The sequence below is a fragment of the Clostridium sp. BSD9I1 genome (assembly GCF_900185645.1).
Taxonomy (GTDB): Bacteria; Bacillota; Clostridia; order Clostridiales; family Clostridiaceae; genus Clostridium_AK.
On the sequence record NZ_FYAM01000025.1, the window covers coordinates 53980 to 73956 of the forward strand.

A 19977-nucleotide genomic window follows, 5' to 3' on the forward strand; every position below is an offset into this window, starting at 1 on the left:
CTTGGAAAATAGAGTAGTAATTACAGGAATGGGAGCTATAACTCCCCTAGGAAATAATGTTAAGGATTTTTGGAATGGTTTAAAAGAAGGAAAATGTGGAATAGATTTCATAAAGGCATTTGATACAGAAAACTTCAAGTCCAAACTAGCAGCAGAGGTTAAGGATTTTAAGCCAGAAGATACAATTGATAAAAGAGAAGCTAAAAGAATGGATAGATATTCACAGTTCGCAGTGGCAGCTGCTGTAGAAGCTATGGAAGACTCAAAGCTTGATTTAGAAACTATAAATAAGGATAGGCTTGGAGTAGTTGTAGGTTCTGGAATAGGTGGGATAGACACTGTTGAAAAGCAGCATGGAACTCTTGTGGAAAAGGGACCTGGTAGAGTACATCCATTGTTTATACCAATGATTATAAGTAATATGGCAGCAGGAAATATTGCTATAAGATTTGGAGCAAGAAATATATGTACAACAGTTGTTACTGCTTGTGCTACAGGTACAAATGCCATCGGCGAAGCATTTGAAATGATAAAATCGGGAAGAGCAGACGTAATAATAGCGGGAGGAACAGAGGCATCTATAACTCCTCTTTCAGTAGCAGGCTTTATAACATTAACTGCTTTAAGTAAAAGTACAGATCCAAGCAGAGCATCAATACCTTTCGATAAGGAAAGAGCAGGATTTGTAATGGGAGAAGGAGCAGGAATAGTTGTTTTAGAATCTTTAGAACATGCATTAAAAAGAGAAGCTAATATATATGGTGAGGTAGTGGGCTACGGATCAACTTGTGACGCTTATCATATAACATCTCCAGCACCAGGTGGAGAAGGAGCAGCAAGAGCTATGAAAATGGCGCTAGAAGAAGCTAATATTAAACCAGAGGATGTTTCTTATATTAATGCTCATGGAACAGGAACAGAAGTTAATGATAAACTTGAAACAGCAGCAATAAAACTAGTATTTGGCGATAAGGCTAAGGAAGTACCAGTGAGTTCAACTAAATCTATGACTGGACATCTTTTAGGAGCAGCAGGCGCAGTAGAAGCTATAGCTTGTATAAAAGCTATGGAAGATAGTTTTATACCTCCAACCATTGGATATAAAGTTCCTGATGAAGAATGTGATTTGGATTGTGTTCCAAATAAGGGAAGAGAGAAAGAACTTCAATATACAATGTCAAACTCATTAGGTTTTGGTGGACATAATGCAGTTATTTTATTAAAAAAATGGAGTGATAAGTAATGGATTTTAAGGGAATTACTGAACTTATTAAGGTAATGAGTAGTTCTAATATAAAACTTCTTGAGGTTCAAGAAAATGGAATATCAATAAAGATGGAAAAGGATTCACAAGGTATAGTTATTAAAAACGAAACACCTGTAGTCAATCCCCCAAGTTATGATATTCTTGATGAGGAAGTAAGTAGAGATTTAGCTGTAGAAAAAAAGGAAGTAGTAAATGATGTCAATGTATATACCATAACTTCACCTATAGTGGGAACCTTTTACGGTTCACCATCACCTGATAAAGATTCTTTTATAAAAGAAGGAAAAGAAGTGAAGAAAGGTGATACTATTTGTATCATTGAAGCCATGAAGCTTATGAATGAAATACAAAGTGAAGTGGATGGAGAAGTTTTAGAGATTCTTGTAAGTGATGGAGATATGGTAGAGTATGGTCAGGAAATGGTAAAAATAAGAAAGCTTTAATTTATAAATAAGCTAGGAGGTTATTATGGAAGGTTTAGATATAAAAGATATTATGGAAATAATTCCTCATAGATATCCATTTTTATTGTTAGATAAAATAGAGGAATTAGAACCAGGTAAAAGAGTAGTAGGAATAAAAAATGTTACTATGAATGATAACTTTTTTCAAGGTCATTTCCCAGGTAACCCTGTTATGCCAGGAGTGCTTATAGTTGAAGCTTTAGCTCAAGCTGGTGCAGTAGCAGTTTTAAGTCTTGAGGAGTTTAAGGGTAAAACTCCATATTTTGCAGGAGTTAATAAGGCTAGATTCAGAAAAAAGGTTGTACCAGGGGATACTTTAAAACTTCAAGTAGAACTTACTAAATTAAGAGGAAATTTTGGTGTTGGAGATGCCGTTGCATTAGTAGGTAATGAGAAAGTAGCGGAAGCCGAAATTATGTTTATGATAGGGTGATTATATGTTTAAGAAAATATTAATAGCAAATCGAGGAGAAATTGCAGTAAGAATAATAAGAGCATGCAGGGAAATGGGAATAGAAACTGTTGCAGTTTATTCCACTGCAGATAAAGATGCGCTACATGTTCAAATGGCAGATGAAGCAGTTTGTATTGGACCTCCTGCGTCAAAGGATAGTTACTTGAATGTAAAGAATATTTTAAGTGCTACAGTACTTACAGGTGCAGAAGCAATACATCCTGGATTCGGATTTTTATCTGAGAATAGCAAATTTGCACAAATGTGCAATGAATGTAACATAACATTTATAGGCCCTGATGCTGAAACTATAGACTCTATGGGTAATAAATCCAATGCTAGAAAAATGATGATAGAATCAGGGATTCCTGTAATCCCTGGAGTAGAAGAAAAAATTACGGAAGAAAATATAAAGGGCATAGCAAATGATATAGGATATCCAGTTATGATTAAGGCATCAGCAGGTGGCGGCGGAAGAGGAATAAGAATTGTAAGAGAAGAAAAAGAATTATTGGATGCGTTTTTTGCAGCAAGGGAAGAATCCAGAGTTGCCTTTGGAGATGATGACGTATATGTGGAAAAGTATATAGAAAATCCTAGACATATAGAAATTCAAATCCTTGCAGATAACTACGGAAATGTGCTATATCTAGGAGAAAGAGACTGTTCTATTCAAAGAAGAAATCAAAAAGTTTTAGAAGAGGCTCCAAGTCCAATAATGACTGAAGAATTAAGAAGTAAAATGGGAGAGGCAGCTGTTAAAGCAGCTAAATATGTAAATTATAAAAATGCCGGAACCATAGAATTCTTAGTAGATAAACACATGAACTTTTACTTTATGGAAATGAATACAAGAATACAAGTGGAACATCCTATAACTGAGTTTATAACTGGTGTAGATTTGATAAAAGAGCAAATAAAAATAGCATCAGGAGAGAGATTGAAATTTACACAAGAAGACATTCAGATAAAAGGGCATGCTATAGAATTTAGAGTAAATGCAGAGGATCCTTCAAAAAACTTTATGCCGTGTCCAGGAAGAATAGATGGATTATTTATGCCAGGGGGATTAGGTGTAAGGGTAGATAGTGCAATATATGAAGGATATACTATATCTCCATATTATGATTCAATGATAGGAAAACTCATTGTATATGGAAAAGATAGAAATGAAGCTATAAATAAAATGAGAAGAGCATTAGGTGAATTTTTGATAGAAGGACTTACAACTAATATAGAGTATGCATTTAAGATTATTGATAATGCGGAATTTAATGAAGGAAATTATGATACAGGATTTGTAGGTAGAAACCTAATGTAGGAGATGATTTTGGTGTTTAAAGGATTATTTAAAAAGACTAAATATATAACCGTAAGTACTCAAAATTTAAATACATCAGTAAATGATAAGGAAGAACAAAAACCTAATATTCCAGGAGGAATGTGGGAGAAGTGTGAAAAGTGCGGGCAAATAATATATATCAACGATTTGAAGGAAAATAATAAAGTATGTAATTTTTGTAAGTATCATTTTAAGATGCCTGCATATGAAAGACTAGAATCTATTTTAGATGAAGGAAGTTTTCAAGAGCTAAATAAAGAAATGAAAACTTTGAATCCATTGGACTTTGAAGGATATGAAGAAAAGGTAGAGCTTTCAAAGGAAACTACAGGACTTAAAGAAGCTGTTATTACAGGAACAGGAACTATAAATGAACAAGATATTGTAATTTGTGTTATGGATAGCAGATTTTTAATGGCAAGTATGGGATCTGTAGTAGGAGAAAAGCTTACAAGAGCAATTGAATTTGCAACTAAAAAAGGATTACCTCTTATAATTTTTACAGCATCAGGTGGTGCTAGAATGCAGGAGGGAATGTTCTCTCTAATGCAAATGGCTAAGGTTAATTCAGCACTTGCAAGATTTAAGGAAAAGGGATTACTATATATTTCTGTAATTACAAATCCTACCACAGGAGGAGTTACTGCTAGTTTTGCAATGGTGGCAGATATAGTAATTGCAGAGCCAGGAGCACTAATTGGTTTTGCAGGAAAAAGAGTTATTGAGCAAACCGTTAATGAAAAGCTTCCAGAAGGATTTCAAACAGCTGAGTTTATGTTAAAGCGTGGATTTATAGATAAGATAATTCACAGAAAAAATTTAAGAAATGCCCTAGGATATTTAGTAAAGGTTCATAGAAATGACTGTATTAAGGATATTAATAACATTGAAAACAATGAAGACGGTAAGGAAAGTATTGAAGAATGCAATGGATTAACGGCCTGGCAAAAGTTAAACCTTGTTAGAAAGGCTAATAGACCTACTGCTCTTCACTATATAGATAAAATATTTGATAATTTTATAGAGATGCATGGAGATAGATACTTTGGAGATGACGGATGCATAATAGGTGGAATAGCTACTATAAATGGCATGCCTTTCACAGTAATAGCTCAGCAAAAAGGTAGAGATTTAAAGGAAAATATAAAAAGAAATTTTGGAATGCCAAATCCTGAGGGATATAGGAAGGCATTAAGACTTATGAGGCAAGCAGAAAAGTTTAAAAGGCCCATTATTTGTTTTGTGGATACACCAGGAGCTTATCCAGGTATAGGAGCAGAAGAAAGAGGTCAGGGGGAAGCTATAGGAAACAACATTTTAGAAATGAGTCAAATCAAATCTCCTATTATTTCTATAGTAATAGGGGAAGGCGGAAGTGGAGGAGCTTTAGCTTTAGCCGTAGCTGATGAAGTATGGATGCTTGAAAATGCCATTTATTCTATATTAACTCCTGAGGGATTTGCAAGCATATTATGGAAGAATTCTTCAAGGGCTGAAGAAGCTTCAGAGATAATGAAAATAACTGCACAAAACCTAAAAGAGTTTAAGATAATAGACAAGATTTTAAAGGAACCATCAGGAGATGCATCTACAGATGTAGAAAGATTATCCGAAGAATTAAAGATAAGTCTAATAAGCAAAATTAATGAATTATCTTTATTATCAGATGAAGAGTTGTTACAAAAAAGATATGATAAATTTAGAAATATGGGTATGTATTCAGAATTTTAATTTTTAGGGAGTAATGCAATATAAGATTGTATTACTCCTTAGTGACTTATGGAAGTAATTTTTCTATATCTATTACTCCAGCACCTTGTATCCATCTTGATATATTTAGCATATTACAAGATATTTTTAAAAGAGAAGTAACGTCTTTAAATGTAAGATCAGGATTAGTTTCAAATAATAAAGCACAAAGCCCTGATATATAGGCTGCTGCACAGGAGGTACCAGTATATGTGATATAGGGGTCATCTAAAGGTCGAGGATATATACGCCTATTATTACGTTCAGATATATAGTTTATATTAGAGTTTAGAGAACATATATCTACACAAGATGCAGATAAGTTAGGTTTATCTAACTTTCCTACAGGTCCTGAGGATGAATTGGCATAAGCCTTTAAATCATCAGAGGAAGTATCAATTCCACCTACAGTAATACAATTTGATAAAGTTGCTATACCTCTTATAGAACATTCTATGTTTCCATTATGTCCAGAAGGAACAACAACAACTATTCCATTATCAACTGCCTTTTGAAATAACTTAGAAAATAATGATAATATAAATTCATTGTTTTCATGAAGTTCACAAGGTAAGCATATAACCTTTATGTTATAGATATCCTTTTCCTCTATTAGCTTGTTTAAAGAGAATAGTATATTAGATACATAACCCTTTCCTAAGTTATCAAAGGCTTTTATGCAATACAAATTGCTATTAATAGCTACCCCTCTATAAACTCCTTTAGATGCAGATCCATTACCACATAATATGCCGCTTATAAAGGTTCCATGTCCATTATCATCATATGGATACTTATATTGATTTATTAAATCAATAAAGCACTTAATTCTATTATAGGGATTTACTAAATCCATGTGTGGATAAACTCCACTGTCAATTAAGCCAATGGTAATTCCTTTTCCAGTAAGCTTATGATTGCTTTGTAAAGCACATCCATTTGACTTTAATATGCTTTTAGCGCAAAGAAAAGCCATTGTATCTAAGGATATATAGCTTATACTGGGAAACTCCAATAGCCGTTCTATTGCATTAGGAGATAAATTAGCTACAATGCAATTTATATCAGGAAGTGAATGAATAACATGGCCTCTATAGCTTTTTATTTTCCCCTCTATTTTTTCTTGGAGCAGCTTACAATGAATAATAACTCTTAAGCTTTTGTAAAGCTTATTTTTTACGAGTACCTTTAAATCAGGGCTTAATTTACTTTTAAAAAAATACATAGTAAGATACTCCTTAAAATTTATTCCATTATATATTATAGTAATAAAGATATATATATGTGATAAAAACTATATAAATTTTTAAAATTCATTTTGTGAATATTTAGGAGGTACAAAATGTATCTCCTAAGAATTTAACATTTCCATTTAAATATAATAATACCTATAATCATAACTCCAACTCCAATTATTTTTGTTAGTCCAAATTTAACTTGGGCGGAATCAAAAAGTCCAAAGGCATCTATAATAGCAGCGGCAGTTAATTGTGCTACCAATATAGTTGCAATGGAGCAGGTAGGACCAAGTGATTTTATTCCCATCATAACTGTATATATTATTATCACACCTAATATTCCACCGGTAAGGTATAACTTGTTTGCTGCACGTAAGTTTTTAAAGCTGCCATTTCCCGAAATTAGAAGTGCTATTAAAGTAACAATTAAGCCAGTGCCTTGAACAAATACATTTGTTTCCCAAATTCCTATTTTTTCACCAAGTCTTGTGTTGAATACTCCCTGAAAACTCATAGCTATTCCTGCAATTATCGAAAAAATTATTCCTAGCATAATTAATTTATCACTCTCCTTTTTTTTAGTGTAACCAAAGAAGAATGTAATTATAAAAAAAAGAAGTAGTTAAAAACTACCTCTTAATATCCAATAACCTGTCTTTGATGATTTATGAAATTTTTTTTATGATAACCTTTTTCGATATCCTCATCTGTAAAATTTAAATACTTACCTAATAACAGAAAGTCTTCAAATAAAGTTTGATAGTGATCTTTAGAAGGGCAAATTATAAAATCATTTACATCTATATACAAGTTTGTAAATTTATCTGTTATATCTGCTTGTAAGCTAACATCAGGTATAGTAAGTGATATATCAGTATAGTTTTTTTCAAGGCCTATGGTTAATATAAAATGAAGACAATCCACATACTCTTCCAAGATAACATCTTTTGAAGATGGACCTTTAGTGCTCCAGTACTTAAAGCAACGTGTTTCATTAGCAAGCTCCGCTATTTCAACTTGAAGTGCAAGTAACTTTTGCGGCAAAAGGGGTTTATCTTGAAGATTATGTTGGTTTATTATATATTCATCCAGCTTTTCTTGCATTACAAAAAGATTTTTAAGATTCATATTGTAAGGCCGCCTTTCTATATACTCTTCTTAAGATTTTAGTTACATAATATATTTTATATAAACTTATTAAAAAGTTAAAGGTGCAGCAATCGGTTACATGAAAATTTTTTTATATATGTGTGAAAAATGGATTAAAGTAAATGTGAAAACGGTTTTCTTAGGTTAAATCGTTGATAAATAAAAGAAACACCGCAAAGCGATGTTTTTTTTATTTACATTAGGTTAACAAAACCTTATAAATAGGAATAATAAGTACACTTAATAAGGTACTAATTGCAACCATAACAGCTGCATATTTATAATCTGCATCATAAATCCTTGACATAATAGCTGTGTTAGTCATTGCAGGCATTGCTGCTTGTACAGTAAATACGTTTTTCATTAGTGGAGGAAGTGGGTAAACAAGAATAACAATAAGAACTAATATGGGAGAAATTACAAAACGACCTATGAGTGACCCGATCATATCCTTATCTACTTTAATTCCCTTAAAATCAACATAGTAAATAGTATTACCTATAAAGATCATAGATAAAGGTGTAGTGATGTTTCCTAAATATCTACAGCTATCTAATATAAAGCTTGGAAGTTTAATACCTAAAAGAATTAATACTATAGCCGATGAAAAACCTAAAAGTGGAGGGGAAATTATTCTCTTTAATGTATCTTTAGAAAATAACTTAGCTCCACCAGTCTTTCCATCTTTACTTATTTCATAAACCCCAATTGTCCAAAAGAATGTTGTATTTGCTATATAATATAAAAGTACATAAGGAACACTTTGTTCTCCAAATAGAGCTAGATTTACAGGAAGACCCATATATATGGTATTTGATACAAAGAATATAGATTGGAATGCTCCCTGTCTTCCCTTTCTTACTCTAAATATACGACAAAAGATCTTGGCACAAATATAAGATAAAGCAATGGAGGCAAAGGGAACAAATAGTCCCTTGCCAGCATCTAAAAGTTTTTCCTTGTCGAAGTTAACCATTAAGTTATTTATCATCATAGTAGGAAGTCCTATATTGGTAATTAATTTTGCAAAAACCTTAGCATTTTCTTCATCAATCCACTTTTTATGTGTTAGAAAATACCCTAGTGCTATCATTATTACTATGCTAAATACACTCCCTAAGGCATCTAAAAAAGCCATTGAACTCCCCCTTTAAAAATTATTTGTTAAAATTCAGCAGAACCTGTAGTCCTTGGATAAGGAATAACATCTCTAATATTAGAAATTCCGGTGATATACATTATTATTCTTTCAAAGCCTAAGCCAAATCCAGCGTGTTTAGTACCACCATATTTTCTAAGCTCTAAGTACCACCAGTAATCTTCCTTATTAAGACCTAATTCTTCCATTCTTTTTTCAAGGACATCAAGACGTTCTTCTCTTTGGCTTCCACCTATTATTTCCCCAACTCCAGGAACAAGTAAGTCAGCAGCAGCAACTGTTTTATCATCATCATTTAATCTCATATAAAATGCCTTTATATCCTTTGGATAATCAGTAACAAATACAGGTTTTTTAAATATTTTTTCTGTTAAGTATCTCTCGTGTTCAGTTTGTAGATCTATTCCCCATTCAACTGGATATTCAAAATTTTCTCCGCAATTTTTAAGAAGTTCTACAGCTTCAGTATAGGAGACTCTTTTAAATTCTGAATTAACTACATTATTTAATCTCTCAAATAAGCCTTTATCTACAAAGCTATTAAAGAATTCCATTTCCTCAGGAGCATTTTCCATTACATAGTTAATTACGTATTTAACCATATCTTCAGCTAAATCCATGTCATCTTGTAAGTCTGCAAAAGCCATTTCAGGTTCGATCATCCAAAACTCAGCTGCATGTCTTGCAGTATTAGAATTTTCAGCTCTGAATGTAGGGCCAAAAGTATATACATTTCTAAAAGCTAATGCATAGGTTTCAGCAGATAACTGACCGCTTACTGTAAGATTAGATTCTTTACCGAAAAAGTCCTTTGAAAAGTCTATATTACCGTCTTCAGTTTTGGGAATGTTATTCAAGTCTAAAGTGGTAACCTTAAACATTTCTCCTGCACCTTCACAATCACTGCCAGTAATTATTGGAGTGTGAACATATACAAATGCTCTTTCATTAAAGAATTTATGTATAGCAAAGGCAGCTAGTGAACGCACCCTAAATACTGCAGAAAACATATTACTTCTTGGTCTTAAGTGTGCTATAGTTCTTAAGAATTCAACAGTATGTCTTTTCTTTTGCAGTGGATAATCTGAAGATGAAAGTCCTTCAATTATTATTTTTGAAGCGTGTAATTCAAAAGCTTGCTTTGAATTAGGTGTAGCCACTACCTTTCCTTCTACTGTTAAGGATGAGCTTATAGCAAGTTTTGTAATTTCTGCAAAGTTATCAAGCTTATCATCAAATACTATTTGAACATTTTTAAAGAAACTTCCATCATTTAATTCTATAAAACCAAATGTTTTAGAATTTCTTTGAGTTCTTATCCACCCAGATATGCTAATTTCTTTGTCTGTAAACTTTTCTGTTTCTCTGTAAAGCTGTTTAATTAATATAGTTTCCATAGTTATCCTCCCTATATCTAATTATATTATGTAAAAATTTATTTATATGTTATAAATAATTTGTAAAATAAAAAAAGACTTTCATCCTAAAGGGACGAAAGTCTTATATTCGCGGTACCACCCAATTTGCCAAAAGGCCTCTTAGCTACATAGAAAAATCTACATACCAACTATAAGGTGTTGGGAACCTCTAAGCCTACTTTTACGTAAAATTTCGGTTAGAAACTCAAGGAGGTTCTTCTGTAAAGGCTTCACACTGATCTTGCACCATCATCAGCTCGCTTTGGTTATATCCTATACATACTCTTCCTATCATAGTTTTTACATATTATTATATCTAATAATTATAATAATTCAAATATTTTCTGTCAAGGTAAAGTTTAATAAGATTATTTATTTAAACCAATTATCAACTTCATGCAATATTTTAAAGTTAGTTAAATCATAGTGAAGAGGAGTAATAGTTACATAGCCATTATTAAAGTAAAACTTATCAGTTCCGTCGCCTATATTATTATTTAAAGTACCTCTTAACAGTACTGAAATTTCGTTGTTTTCAGTAGTTGATTCTAAATAATAATTATCATAAGTTCTACCGCCGATAGGACAAACCTGTATTCCCTTAATATCCTTCTCTTCAACACAAGGTACATTTACATTTAAAACTAAATCTTTATAAATTCCATTTTTCATTGCCGTATCTAAAATTTTAGGTGCAAATTTTGCAGCTATATCATAGCAAAGTTTATCCTTGCGTACCTCTGAAGAAATAGCTATTGATGGAATTTTATAAATGGCAGCTTCTATTGCAGCAGATACAGTCCCCGAATAAAGTACATCAGTTCCTAGGTTAGTTCCTAAGTTTATTCCTGATATAACCATATCGAAGCTATCACTTGTAAGCTTATCTATTGCAACTCTTACACAATCTGCAGGAGTGCCACTTATGCTATATGCTTTTGATGATATGCCTTGTAAACTTACTGGTCGTATTATAATAGGATTTTCAATTGTTATTGAATGACCAGTTGCACTCTTTTGAGCATCTGGTGCAGCTATTACAAGCTCATGGTCCTTTTCTAATTCTTTTGCTAAGGCAAGTAATGCCGGAGATTGTATGCCATCGTCGTTAGTAAGTAATAATTTCATAGTTACCTCCTAAAAATATATTAAATAAAGTATTAATATAACTAATTATGCTAATTACTATTTATTATATATTAATATTATATATTTATATACAAATTATTATCTTCAAAGTTTTTATGAAATATCTGAATTATTATATTCAGAAAAAGTATTTATAGAAATAAAAAAGGTTAAATTTTCATAAGTTATTTGATATAATTTTAAATGCATTAAATAAATAGGAGGGAACAATATGACAGAATTTTTTACGAATACCATTGGCCAGGTAAATAATATACTATGGTCTTATGTATTAATTGCGGTTTTGGTAGGCGTGGGTTTATATTTTGGGTTTTTAACAAAGTTTGTTCAAATAAGATATTTTAAAACCATGTTTAAGCTTTTAGGAGAAGGCGCAGGAAAGGCTATAACAGAAAAAAATAAAAGTCATGTTTCATCATTTCAAGCATTTTGTATAAGTACAGCTTCAAGAGTTGGAACAGGGAACATGGCAGGAGTAGCAATTGCTATTGCAGCTGGAGGTCCTGGATCAGTGTTTTGGATGTGGGTTATAGCAATCATAGGAGGAGCCTCTAGCTTTATAGAAAGTACGCTAGCACAAATTTATAAGGTTAAGGATGGAAATGGTGGATATAGAGGTGGTCCTGCATATTATATGGAACAAGGACTAAATAAAAGATGGCTTGGTATAATTTTTTCTATTCTTATAACAGTAAGTTTTGGATTAGTTTTTAATTCAGTGCAAGCTAATACTATATCTGGAGCCTTTGAGGAAGCTTTTGGTGTAAACAAACTTGTAGTAGGGATAGTATTAATAGCTCTAACATCTATTATTATATTTGGAGGAGTAAAAAGAATAGCTCAAGTAGCAGAGGCTATAGTACCTGTAATGGCAGTGGCATATGTATTGATTGCATTATTTGTAGTTATAAGAAACATAACGCTAGTTCCACACATGTTTAATCTTGTAATTAAAAATGCTTTTGGATTACAGCCTTTTGTAGGAGGTGCAATAGGTACAACTATTATGATGGGAATAAAAAGAGGTTTGTTTTCAAATGAAGCAGGTATGGGAAGTGCTCCTAATGCAGCTGCAACAGCAGAGGTTACTCATCCTGTAAAGCAGGGATTTATACAAACACTTGGAGTATACACAGATACTATTTTAATATGCAGCTGTACAGCATTTATGATACTTCTTTCAGGTGTTTATGCTGAAGCTAATTTGACAGGAATACAGCTTACTCAAAAGGCCTTAAGCTCGCAGGTAGGAAATTGGGGCAATACATTTATAGCAATATGTATATTTTTGTTTGCCTATAGTTCAATAATTGGTAACTATTATTATGGCGAAACAAACATTGAATTTATTAAAGCAAATAAGGGATGGCTTTTTGCATATAGAATAGCGGTACTTGGTATGGTTATATTTGGAACAATGGCTAAAGTGCAAATAGTTTGGGATATGGCTGATTTATTTATGGCATTTATGGCTCTTATAAACTTAGTTACTATTGCAATGCTTGGAAAAGTAGCTTTCAATGCGTTAAAGGATTACGAAGTTCAATTTAAACAGGGAAAGGATCCTTATTTCAATAAAAATAATATACCTAATTTAGAAAATGTTGAATGTTGGGATAAATAAAATACATAAAAATTTGTAAATTTATAAGGCATGCAGTGTATTAAATACTACTACATGCCTCTTTTATTTATCAGTTTTTCCAGCATTTAAATAAAGATTTTCAAGTTCATCATGGGATAAAAGTCCTTCTATTATAAAGCCCATGAGGATTATACCAGGAAGATTTATAAGGAGCCTTGCAAAGGTAAACTTATAACCTAAAGCTGTAAGTTCAAATAAAAATGTTGATATCTTTGTGACACACCAAGCATTCATAAATATTAGTATATTGCTGAATCGTACACCTTTCTTTAATAATACCGTTGTAAAGGGAAAGGCTGCATACATAGGTCCAGCAGCAAGGGAACCTATAAGTATAGAAAGTAATATTCCTAAAAGCCCTGAATTCTTTCCCATATATCTCATCATTGTTTCTCTAGAAACCCATGAATCCATTAATCCTAGCATTATCATTATCGGGGGTAATACTGAAAGCATTTGTTTAAAACTTGATAGCGTTATAGTAAAAGACTTTAACCCAATATTTTTATTAAATAAGGTTAACAGAATAGTAATAAGAATAGAAAATAAAAAGAAACTGTATCTTTTTAATATTTTAGCAAACTTCATTTAAAAGCCCACCCTATGATAAGTGCTACAATAAAAGAAAACAAAAAAGCCACAAAGTTTCTTAAAAAAGCAGCTTTTTTACCAATATATTTAGATTCTAGAGGAAGAGTAATTACTCCTACCAGTGTTAATGTAGATACAAGTGCTCCAACTTGAGCATAACCTGCGCCACTTTTAAGGAGCATGTCAGCAGTAGGAAACGCAACAAAGGTTGGCATCATTGTTATGGATCCAATTATTGAAGATAAAAATACTCCCAAAGCCCCAGAATTCTTACCAATAAAAGTTGATATTATTTCTGGTTTAAGTAGTGCAAGCATTATTCCAACTATAAATATTATCCCTAAAAATTGAGGCATTATATTTTCAAAGGATTTTAGGGATTTAATAAGTGCCTCCTTAGTTTTGTTTTTATCTCTAGAGTAAGATAGCATAAGCAAAATTGCAGCACTTATATAAAGTATTAAAGATGACATTTAGACCTCCAATATGATAAGAACTAATATACTATTATTCTATTATAAAAATGCAAATAGGTGATAGGAGTAATCAGACTTTATAAGATACGCTGATCTAGATAAATAAATCATTAATTAACTTTCCATCAGTATTCTCCATGGAAATACCAAGTATTTTAGCAAGGGTAGGACCCTCATCAACAATATTAGCTTCTTTAATTACTCCTCCTTTTTTTATATTTTTACCCATAGATGCAAACATTGTACTGTAATTAGGTTTTAAAGGAGAGTAACCATGAGTAGCCTTTGTATAGTGTTTTTTAGACCCTATAAGGGATTCATCTACTTTCTCAAAAATACTTCCAGTATATTTTTCTAAAAAGTAATACCCCTTCTTAGCTTCAAGCATAAACGAACATTTATCATTAGCCCCTAAGCCTATTGCTTGGTCTCTATTAAGTAAAGATTCTATTCCACTATCTTCTTTTTTTATAAAATCTATAAGTATATCTTCAACCTTTTTAACTAAATGACTATCATGAGGCCTTTTTAAATAAACATAGCCACTTCCATCACAGCTGCTAAAGTAAGCCTCCCAGTCTTTTAAATCTCCATTTGAATCTAAGGTAATTAGACCCTTTTCTTTAAAGAGCACATTTGTATTTATTATGGTATGTTCATCTAATGCACTATGATCACCTAGTATAACAAATGTAGTGTCTTCATATATACCAACATCTTTAGTAGCCTTTATTATTTCACCTAATCTAAAGTCATGACGGTGAATAGCATCTACAGCTTCTTTTGAGTTATATCCATATAAATGCCTATTTGTATCTACATCTGTAAAGTGAACTAAAAGTAAGTTAGGCATTTTACTCTTAATAGTGTACAATGCAGACTGCAGTATGAAGTTGTCTAAGAAGGGCTGAGATATACCTTTTCTTAGCTTACCAAACTTACTATTTAATTTAAGTATATAGCAGAAAGAACCACTTAAAAGGGAAACTAAGGCTTGATTCTCATACCATTTATTTGGCCATATTTCAGGGAGATTATAATCTATATTAGCACCAGCGGTTACAGGCCAAAGAAGCGCTGCAGTCTTTAATCCTTTTTCTTTAGCTAGATCATATAATGTAGGGTGCTTTATATATTTCCTATGCCAATACCAATCAGGACTCTGTTTTCCAGGTTGAAACAATGTATTATTTACTATACCGTGATTTTTAGGCAGCATACCTGTAATGATAGATGTATGTGCAGGATAAGTTAAGGTTGGATATATAGAGTTTACTTTTTCTATATGGGAACCATTATCTAAAATAAACTTAAAGTTTGGAAGAGTTTTTATATAGTCATAATCTTCTGAAGACATAGCATCAAAGGATAACACTATTAAATACTTAGAAGTTGTCATTTTTTCACCCCTTCAGGTTAGATATATTATATATATTATGCATTAATAAAACCAATTGATAAGGAATATTAAATATTCACCTATATTGTAACATGTACAGTTTATTAATCATAAAATAATTTGATAAATAATTTTTGGGGGAATATTTATAAAAACCAATGGATTGTTAAATCTTTTAATAAATGTACCACAAAGTGTATTGGCAAAGTTAGCGGAGTTATCAAAGAATGAACAATTTTTAACTGGAAAAGTGGAATTAACAGTAATATATAATGTTCGGCCTGAGGAAATATCTAGCCAAGTTACAGGTATAGGAGGAACATTTGAAGATTTAGGCTATAATTTTGGAATTGTAATTTTAAATGTAGGTGACATAGAAAGGATTTCTGAAATAAGGGGGATACAATATTTAGAACTTCCAAGGACAGTATACACATCAGATTTGAATAGTAATAGAGCTTCTTGTGTTCCACCAGTATGGAGCAGCGGATTGACAGGGAAGGGGACACTAGTGGGATTTATAGATTCTGGAATAGACTATACAAGTTCTGCATTTATAAACGAGGATGGTACTACAAGAATTGATTATATATATGATTTATCTCAAGGGGGAATGGTATATAACAGAGCGGATATAAATAGAGCACTTCAATCTGGAAACCCATTTAGTATAGTTCAGCAAAGAGATACCCTTGGACATGGAACTCATGTTGCAGGTATAGCTTGTGCTGGTGGAAAGATTTCCAGGGAAAATTATGGGGTAGCTTTTGAAAGTTCTATAGCTATGGTTAAGATAACTGCAGGAGGACAAATAAATTATACTAAGGATACTTTAATTATGAGAGGAATAAAGTTTCTTTTAGAAAAAGCTGTAGAACTTAATAAGCCGTTGATAATAAATTTAAGTTTTAGTACTAATGATGGATCACATACAGGAAGTACTTTATTTGAACAATATATTGATACTGTCTGCAGGTTAAATCCAATTAGTTTTGTAGTTGCAGCTGGAAACGAAGGAGATAAGGCACATCATGCAGGCGGTGAATTAAGACAAAATCAAACAATACCTTTGAACATAGCACCAGATGAGAGAGGAATATTATTTCAAATATATAAGCCTGTATTAAATGATATTACTATACAAATAGTAAATCCTAGTGGAATACGCTCAGAGCAAATTAGAATAACTGAAGGATACAAAGAAGGCACGATAGGACAAGATAGATACTTTATTTATTATACAGGCCCTAAACCGTATAACATGAATGGAGAAATTGTAATAAGCTTAATACCTACAGGAGATTTTTTATCCTCAGGAGTTTGGAATTTGAATATTACATCTCAGGGGGAATATCAAGGAAGATATAATATATGGCTTCCTATAACGGAAGGCCTAAATCCGAACACTAAGTTTTTAGAGCCTGAAGTATATTTTACTATAGGTATACCAGCTACAGTAGAAAGTGTATTTTCTGTAGGAAGTTATAATGGAATTACAAATACTATTTCAAGTTTTTCAGGAAGAGGGGAACTTCAAGGGAATATAATAAAACCAGATTTAGTGGCTCCGGGAGAAGATATTCAATCTGTAATACCTGGTGGTAGGCTAGATACTAAAAGTGGAACCTCTATGGCAGCTCCTCATGTAAGCGGAATATGTTCACTTTTTATGCAGTGGGGAATGGTAGATGGGAATGACCCCTTTTTATATGGAGAAAGACTTAAATATTATCTTGTACGAGGTGCCAAGAAGGATAGACCTCAAGTTATTTATCCTAACCCCACTTGGGGATATGGTCAGGTGTGTGCACAAGCATCCTTTGATTTATTAAGACTTTTTAGAGGTGATTTATTGAATATAAATGATAACTATTGTAAATTAACTCGTGAGCAGCAAGAAGTTCAGCCATCGTCACAGGAGCAAACGTCTCCTGAAGTTCAAGAAATTAGTCAAGAGCCAATAATTTTAAACTATCTTGTAGAGTATGATGGAGATATAGTTGAAAGACTTCAGCAAGTACCTTATGCAAGTGCAGCAATTTTGGATGAAAATTATGCCATAGTGTCTGTAGAACGAGGCAGAGAAACACAAGTTTTAAGAATACCAGAAGTAGTTTATGTAGATAGGCCATCGTTATATACATTAATGCAAACACAACCTCAAGAAGCTGCCAATATATATCAATTTCACATAAATCCATATCTTAATTTGTTAGGCACAGAAGTATATGTAGGAATAATAGACACGGGAATAGATTATTTAAATAGAGAGTTCATGTACGAAGATGATACAACAAAGATACTAAGTATTTGGGATCAAAGTGATAATAGTGCAACCCCTCCACAGGGACTTAATTATGGTACTGAATATAGTAGAACACAAATAAATGAGGCAATAAATATTTCAAGAAACAATGGAGATCCTTACGGGGTTGTAAGGCAAAGAGATACTATAGGCCATGGAACCCAAATGGCAGGTATCATAGGAGCAAGAGGATATAATAGGGAGATTATTGGGGCTGCACCTGACGCACAATTCATAGTTGTAAAGCTTAGACAGGCCAGTGCTGATGCTATAGATGAAGGAATAGCAAGTATTTCAACTCCAGTACCTGTGTATGAGGGAACTGATATTATAACAGCTATAAGATATGTATCTGACGTGGCAAAATCGTTGAACAAACCTACAGTGATTTTTATACCACTTGGAACTAATTGTGGACCACATGATGGCAATACAATTATAGAAAGATATATAGATGAAGTTTCAAAGGTAAGAGGGATAGCGGTGGTAACAGGTGTTGGAAATGAGGGAGATGAAAACGGACATACTTCTGGAACTTTAGAAAAGCAGGGTGATAGGAAAGTTATTGAATTAAATATGGCTCCAGAACAAAGAAGCTTAGTTTTTCAAATATGGGTAAGAAGGCCTGATGTGTTTTCTATAGGTATAGTATCACCTTCAGGAGAAACTATAGATAGAATTCCAGCTAAGCTTCAAGAAGTAGAACAAATAAACCTAGTATTTGAAAGAAGCAGAGTATTTGTAGAATATTCACTTCCTGAAGAGTTAACAGGAGATGAATTAATATTAATACGAATTGAAAATGCTAGACCTGGAGTATGGCAGTTTGTACTATATGGGGATCTCGTTTTAGATGGAAGATATGATGCATGGCTTCCTCAAAAGCCATTGGTTAGGGAAGGAACGAGATTTTTAAACCCTACACCCTTTGTTACAATTCAAACACCAGCTACTGCAAGACAAGTACTAGTAGCTGCCTTTTATAATCAAAATACTAATGCAATAGTTGTGGAATCTGGTAGAGGGTATACTAGGGATGGAAGAGTAGTTCCTAATATAGCGGCTGGAGGCATAAATGCTAAAACTACGGCAGTAGGAGGAGGAGTTACTACTATTAGTGGCAGCAGTGTAGCAGCAGCAGTTTACGCTGGAGCTTGTGCCCTATTATATCAATGGGGATTAGTAGATGGTAATGATCCAAGTCTTTTTGTAGGAAAGATGAAAACTTACTTTATAAGAGGGGCAAGAAGAAGGCAAGGGGATATCTATCCAAATCCTGAATGGGGTTATGGGCAGTTAGATTTAGAAGGGGTTTTTGAAACAATCCGTGCTGGAGGTAGGGGGCTAGATGAAACAATGCTAAGAAGTAGAAATATATCAATAAAAGAAGATTGTATAGAGTGTAATATAGGTGAAATATTTTTAAGGATACCAAAAGATATATAAAGTCGCCATTTAGGCGACTTTATAGTTTAAAGCAATATGTTTAAAAACGCATCTATTTCCCGGGAATTCAGATATACATCTCCGATTAGTCCATGTTTTAAATCAGTTTGCTTATTTGTATGAAAGTCAGAACCAGCAGTATAAAATAATCCGCTTTCAATAGCTATTTTCATAAAAAACTCCATATCACTAGGTGTATGTCTAAAATGCTTTGCTTCTATACCATCAAAGGGCATATTAATAACTTCTGTAAGACAGCTTTTATTTATAAGAATAGGATGAGCTAAAACTACTGTTGCTCCAAATAATCTTAACGCCTTAATTCCATCATTAACAGATAATCTATGGCTATTTTTATTATAACTGCTTTGTAGATTTATTAAGTGCTTTGCATCATTTCCTCTATGATTTTTTACAAGGTTTAGAAATCTCTCAAAAGTTTTATCCTTATATCTATCATCTTTAAAGTAACCTAAAATATGAACACTCTTATTTTTATAACGTGAAGATAATTCAACCCCTGGAATTACCGTAATCCCAAGTTTTATACCTGCTTCAATAGCTTCTTCAACACCTAATATAGTATTGTGGTCTGTGATAGATATTATATCCATATGTTCATTGCTTGCAAGGTTTACTATTTCACTTGGAGTAAGGTCGCCATCAGATGCTGTAGAATGTATGTGAAAATCACCCTTATAAAACATATTAAAATCCTTTAATTAA

Annotated in this window: 17 protein-coding genes and 1 other annotated feature; of the genes, 7 read left to right on the plus strand and 10 right to left on the minus strand. The window is 32.6% G+C overall.

Annotation, left to right across the window (positions count from 1 at the left end; genetic code table 11):
- The first annotated feature begins 1 nt into the window (after window position 1).
- Genes fabF through BSD9I1_RS15845 form a run of 5 tightly spaced genes read left to right on the plus strand, consistent with a single transcriptional unit; the run spans window position 2 to window position 5258 of the window.
- The gene (gene fabF, locus BSD9I1_RS15825; protein WP_186431155.1) at window positions 2-1243 is read left to right on the plus strand and encodes a beta-ketoacyl-ACP synthase II; all 1242 of its coding nucleotides are present in this window, start codon (window positions 2-4) and stop codon (window positions 1241-1243) included.
- Window positions 1243-1710 (plus strand): acetyl-CoA carboxylase biotin carboxyl carrier protein, encoded by a 468-nt coding sequence (accB, locus tag BSD9I1_RS15830; RefSeq protein ID WP_035306686.1) that lies wholly within the window; start codon window positions 1243-1245, stop codon window positions 1708-1710. Before fabF ends, accB begins: the two co-directional genes overlap by 1 nt.
- 22 nt (window positions 1711-1732) lie before the next feature.
- A complete protein-coding gene (fabZ, locus tag BSD9I1_RS15835) occupies window positions 1733-2164 on the plus strand; it encodes a 3-hydroxyacyl-ACP dehydratase FabZ (protein WP_204600165.1) in 432 nt (143 codons plus the stop codon).
- Window positions 2165-2168: 4 nt separating this feature from the next.
- Entirely contained in the window at window positions 2169-3506 is a 1338-nt protein-coding gene (locus BSD9I1_RS15840; RefSeq protein ID WP_035306692.1) for an acetyl-CoA carboxylase biotin carboxylase subunit, read from the plus strand.
- Window positions 3507-3509: 3 nt separating this feature from the next.
- Window positions 3510-5258, plus strand: coding sequence for an acetyl-CoA carboxylase carboxyltransferase subunit alpha (locus tag BSD9I1_RS15845; protein WP_373419359.1), 1749 nt, complete (start codon window positions 3510-3512; stop codon window positions 5256-5258).
- A 46-nt stretch (window positions 5259-5304) separates the two neighbouring features.
- On the opposite strand, the gene BSD9I1_RS15850 is transcribed toward BSD9I1_RS15845, so the two are convergent.
- From BSD9I1_RS15850 to surE, 6 genes are all read right to left on the minus strand, one after another.
- Window positions 5305-6501, minus strand: coding sequence for a S8 family serine peptidase (locus tag BSD9I1_RS15850; RefSeq protein WP_035306698.1), 1197 nt, complete (start codon window positions 6499-6501; stop codon window positions 5305-5307).
- Between the two features lie 134 nt (window positions 6502-6635).
- Entirely contained in the window at window positions 6636-7067 is a 432-nt protein-coding gene (locus BSD9I1_RS15855) for a DMT family transporter (RefSeq protein WP_035306701.1), read from the minus strand.
- An 83-nt stretch (window positions 7068-7150) separates the two neighbouring features.
- Window positions 7151-7642: a dUTP diphosphatase gene (locus BSD9I1_RS15860; protein ID WP_035306704.1), complete on the minus strand. Its 492-nt coding sequence runs from the start codon at window positions 7640-7642 to the stop codon at window positions 7151-7153.
- A 220-nt stretch (window positions 7643-7862) separates the two neighbouring features.
- Window positions 7863-8801, minus strand: coding sequence for an AEC family transporter (locus BSD9I1_RS15865; protein WP_035306707.1), 939 nt, complete (start codon window positions 8799-8801; stop codon window positions 7863-7865).
- Between the two features lie 26 nt (window positions 8802-8827).
- Window positions 8828-10219, minus strand: a complete 1392-nt coding sequence (gene asnS / locus BSD9I1_RS15870) for an asparagine--tRNA ligase (protein WP_186431157.1) — start codon at window positions 10217-10219, stop codon at window positions 8828-8830.
- An 87-nt stretch (window positions 10220-10306) separates the two neighbouring features.
- Window positions 10307-10544 (minus strand) — a binding site (T-box leader).
- A gap of 68 nt (window positions 10545-10612) precedes the next feature.
- The gene (gene surE, locus BSD9I1_RS15875) at window positions 10613-11368 is read right to left on the minus strand and encodes a 5'/3'-nucleotidase SurE (protein WP_186431158.1); all 756 of its coding nucleotides are present in this window, start codon (window positions 11366-11368) and stop codon (window positions 10613-10615) included.
- 232 nt (window positions 11369-11600) lie between these two features.
- Between surE and BSD9I1_RS15880 the strand changes: the two genes are divergently transcribed.
- Window positions 11601-13013: a sodium:alanine symporter family protein gene (locus tag BSD9I1_RS15880; RefSeq protein WP_186431159.1), complete on the plus strand. Its 1413-nt coding sequence runs from the start codon at window positions 11601-11603 to the stop codon at window positions 13011-13013.
- A 63-nt stretch (window positions 13014-13076) separates the two neighbouring features.
- Here the strand turns inward: BSD9I1_RS15880 and BSD9I1_RS15885 are convergent, their stop codons facing one another.
- From BSD9I1_RS15885 to BSD9I1_RS15895, 3 genes are all read right to left on the minus strand, one after another.
- On the minus strand, window positions 13077-13622 hold the full coding sequence (locus tag BSD9I1_RS15885) for a permease (protein WP_186431160.1): 546 nt from the start codon (window positions 13620-13622) through the stop codon (window positions 13077-13079).
- Window positions 13619-14098, minus strand: a complete 480-nt coding sequence (locus BSD9I1_RS15890) for a permease (RefSeq protein ID WP_186431161.1) — start codon at window positions 14096-14098, stop codon at window positions 13619-13621. Before BSD9I1_RS15890 ends, BSD9I1_RS15885 begins: the two co-directional genes overlap by 4 nt.
- A 97-nt stretch (window positions 14099-14195) precedes the next feature.
- A complete protein-coding gene (locus tag BSD9I1_RS15895; protein ID WP_186431162.1) occupies window positions 14196-15500 on the minus strand; it encodes an ectonucleotide pyrophosphatase/phosphodiesterase in 1305 nt (434 codons plus the stop codon).
- 163 nt (window positions 15501-15663) lie between these two features.
- Between BSD9I1_RS15895 and BSD9I1_RS15900 the strand changes: the two genes are divergently transcribed.
- Window positions 15664-19251, plus strand: a complete 3588-nt coding sequence (locus BSD9I1_RS15900; protein ID WP_186431163.1) for a S8 family peptidase — start codon at window positions 15664-15666, stop codon at window positions 19249-19251.
- A 26-nt stretch (window positions 19252-19277) separates the two neighbouring features.
- Here BSD9I1_RS15900 and BSD9I1_RS15905 read toward each other — a convergent pair whose 3' ends face one another.
- Window positions 19278-19958, minus strand: coding sequence for a PHP domain-containing protein (locus BSD9I1_RS15905; RefSeq protein ID WP_186431164.1), 681 nt, complete (start codon window positions 19956-19958; stop codon window positions 19278-19280).
- Window positions 19959-19977: the final 19 nt, after the last annotated feature.

Bases quoted from the DNA above. Each gene is read 5' to 3' on its own strand.
- accB (WP_035306686.1), top strand. From the start codon at position 1,243: ATGGATTTTAAGGGAATTACTGAACTTATTAAGGTAATGAGTAGTTCT.
- BSD9I1_RS15840 (WP_035306692.1), top strand. From the start codon at position 2,169: ATGTTTAAGAAAATATTAATAGCAAATCGAGGAGAAATTGCAGTAAGA.
- BSD9I1_RS15845 (WP_373419359.1), top strand. From the start codon at position 3,510: ATGATTTTGGTGTTTAAAGGATTATTTAAAAAGACTAAATATATAACC.
- BSD9I1_RS15850 (WP_035306698.1), bottom strand. From the start codon at position 6,501: ATGTATTTTTTTAAAAGTAAATTAAGCCCTGATTTAAAGGTACTCGTA.
- BSD9I1_RS15855 (WP_035306701.1), bottom strand. From the start codon at position 7,067: ATGCTAGGAATAATTTTTTCGATAATTGCAGGAATAGCTATGAGTTTT.
- BSD9I1_RS15860 (WP_035306704.1), bottom strand. From the start codon at position 7,642: ATGAATCTTAAAAATCTTTTTGTAATGCAAGAAAAGCTGGATGAATAT.
- BSD9I1_RS15865 (WP_035306707.1), bottom strand. From the start codon at position 8,801: ATGGCTTTTTTAGATGCCTTAGGGAGTGTATTTAGCATAGTAATAATG.
- asnS (WP_186431157.1), bottom strand. From the start codon at position 10,219: ATGGAAACTATATTAATTAAACAGCTTTACAGAGAAACAGAAAAGTTT.
- surE (WP_186431158.1), bottom strand. From the start codon at position 11,368: ATGAAATTATTACTTACTAACGACGATGGCATACAATCTCCGGCATTA.
- BSD9I1_RS15880 (WP_186431159.1), top strand. From the start codon at position 11,601: ATGACAGAATTTTTTACGAATACCATTGGCCAGGTAAATAATATACTA.
- BSD9I1_RS15885 (WP_186431160.1), bottom strand. From the start codon at position 13,622: ATGAAGTTTGCTAAAATATTAAAAAGATACAGTTTCTTTTTATTTTCT.
- BSD9I1_RS15890 (WP_186431161.1), bottom strand. From the start codon at position 14,098: ATGTCATCTTTAATACTTTATATAAGTGCTGCAATTTTGCTTATGCTA.
- BSD9I1_RS15895 (WP_186431162.1), bottom strand. From the start codon at position 15,500: ATGACAACTTCTAAGTATTTAATAGTGTTATCCTTTGATGCTATGTCT.
- BSD9I1_RS15905 (WP_186431164.1), bottom strand. From the start codon at position 19,958: ATGTTTTATAAGGGTGATTTTCACATACATTCTACAGCATCTGATGGC.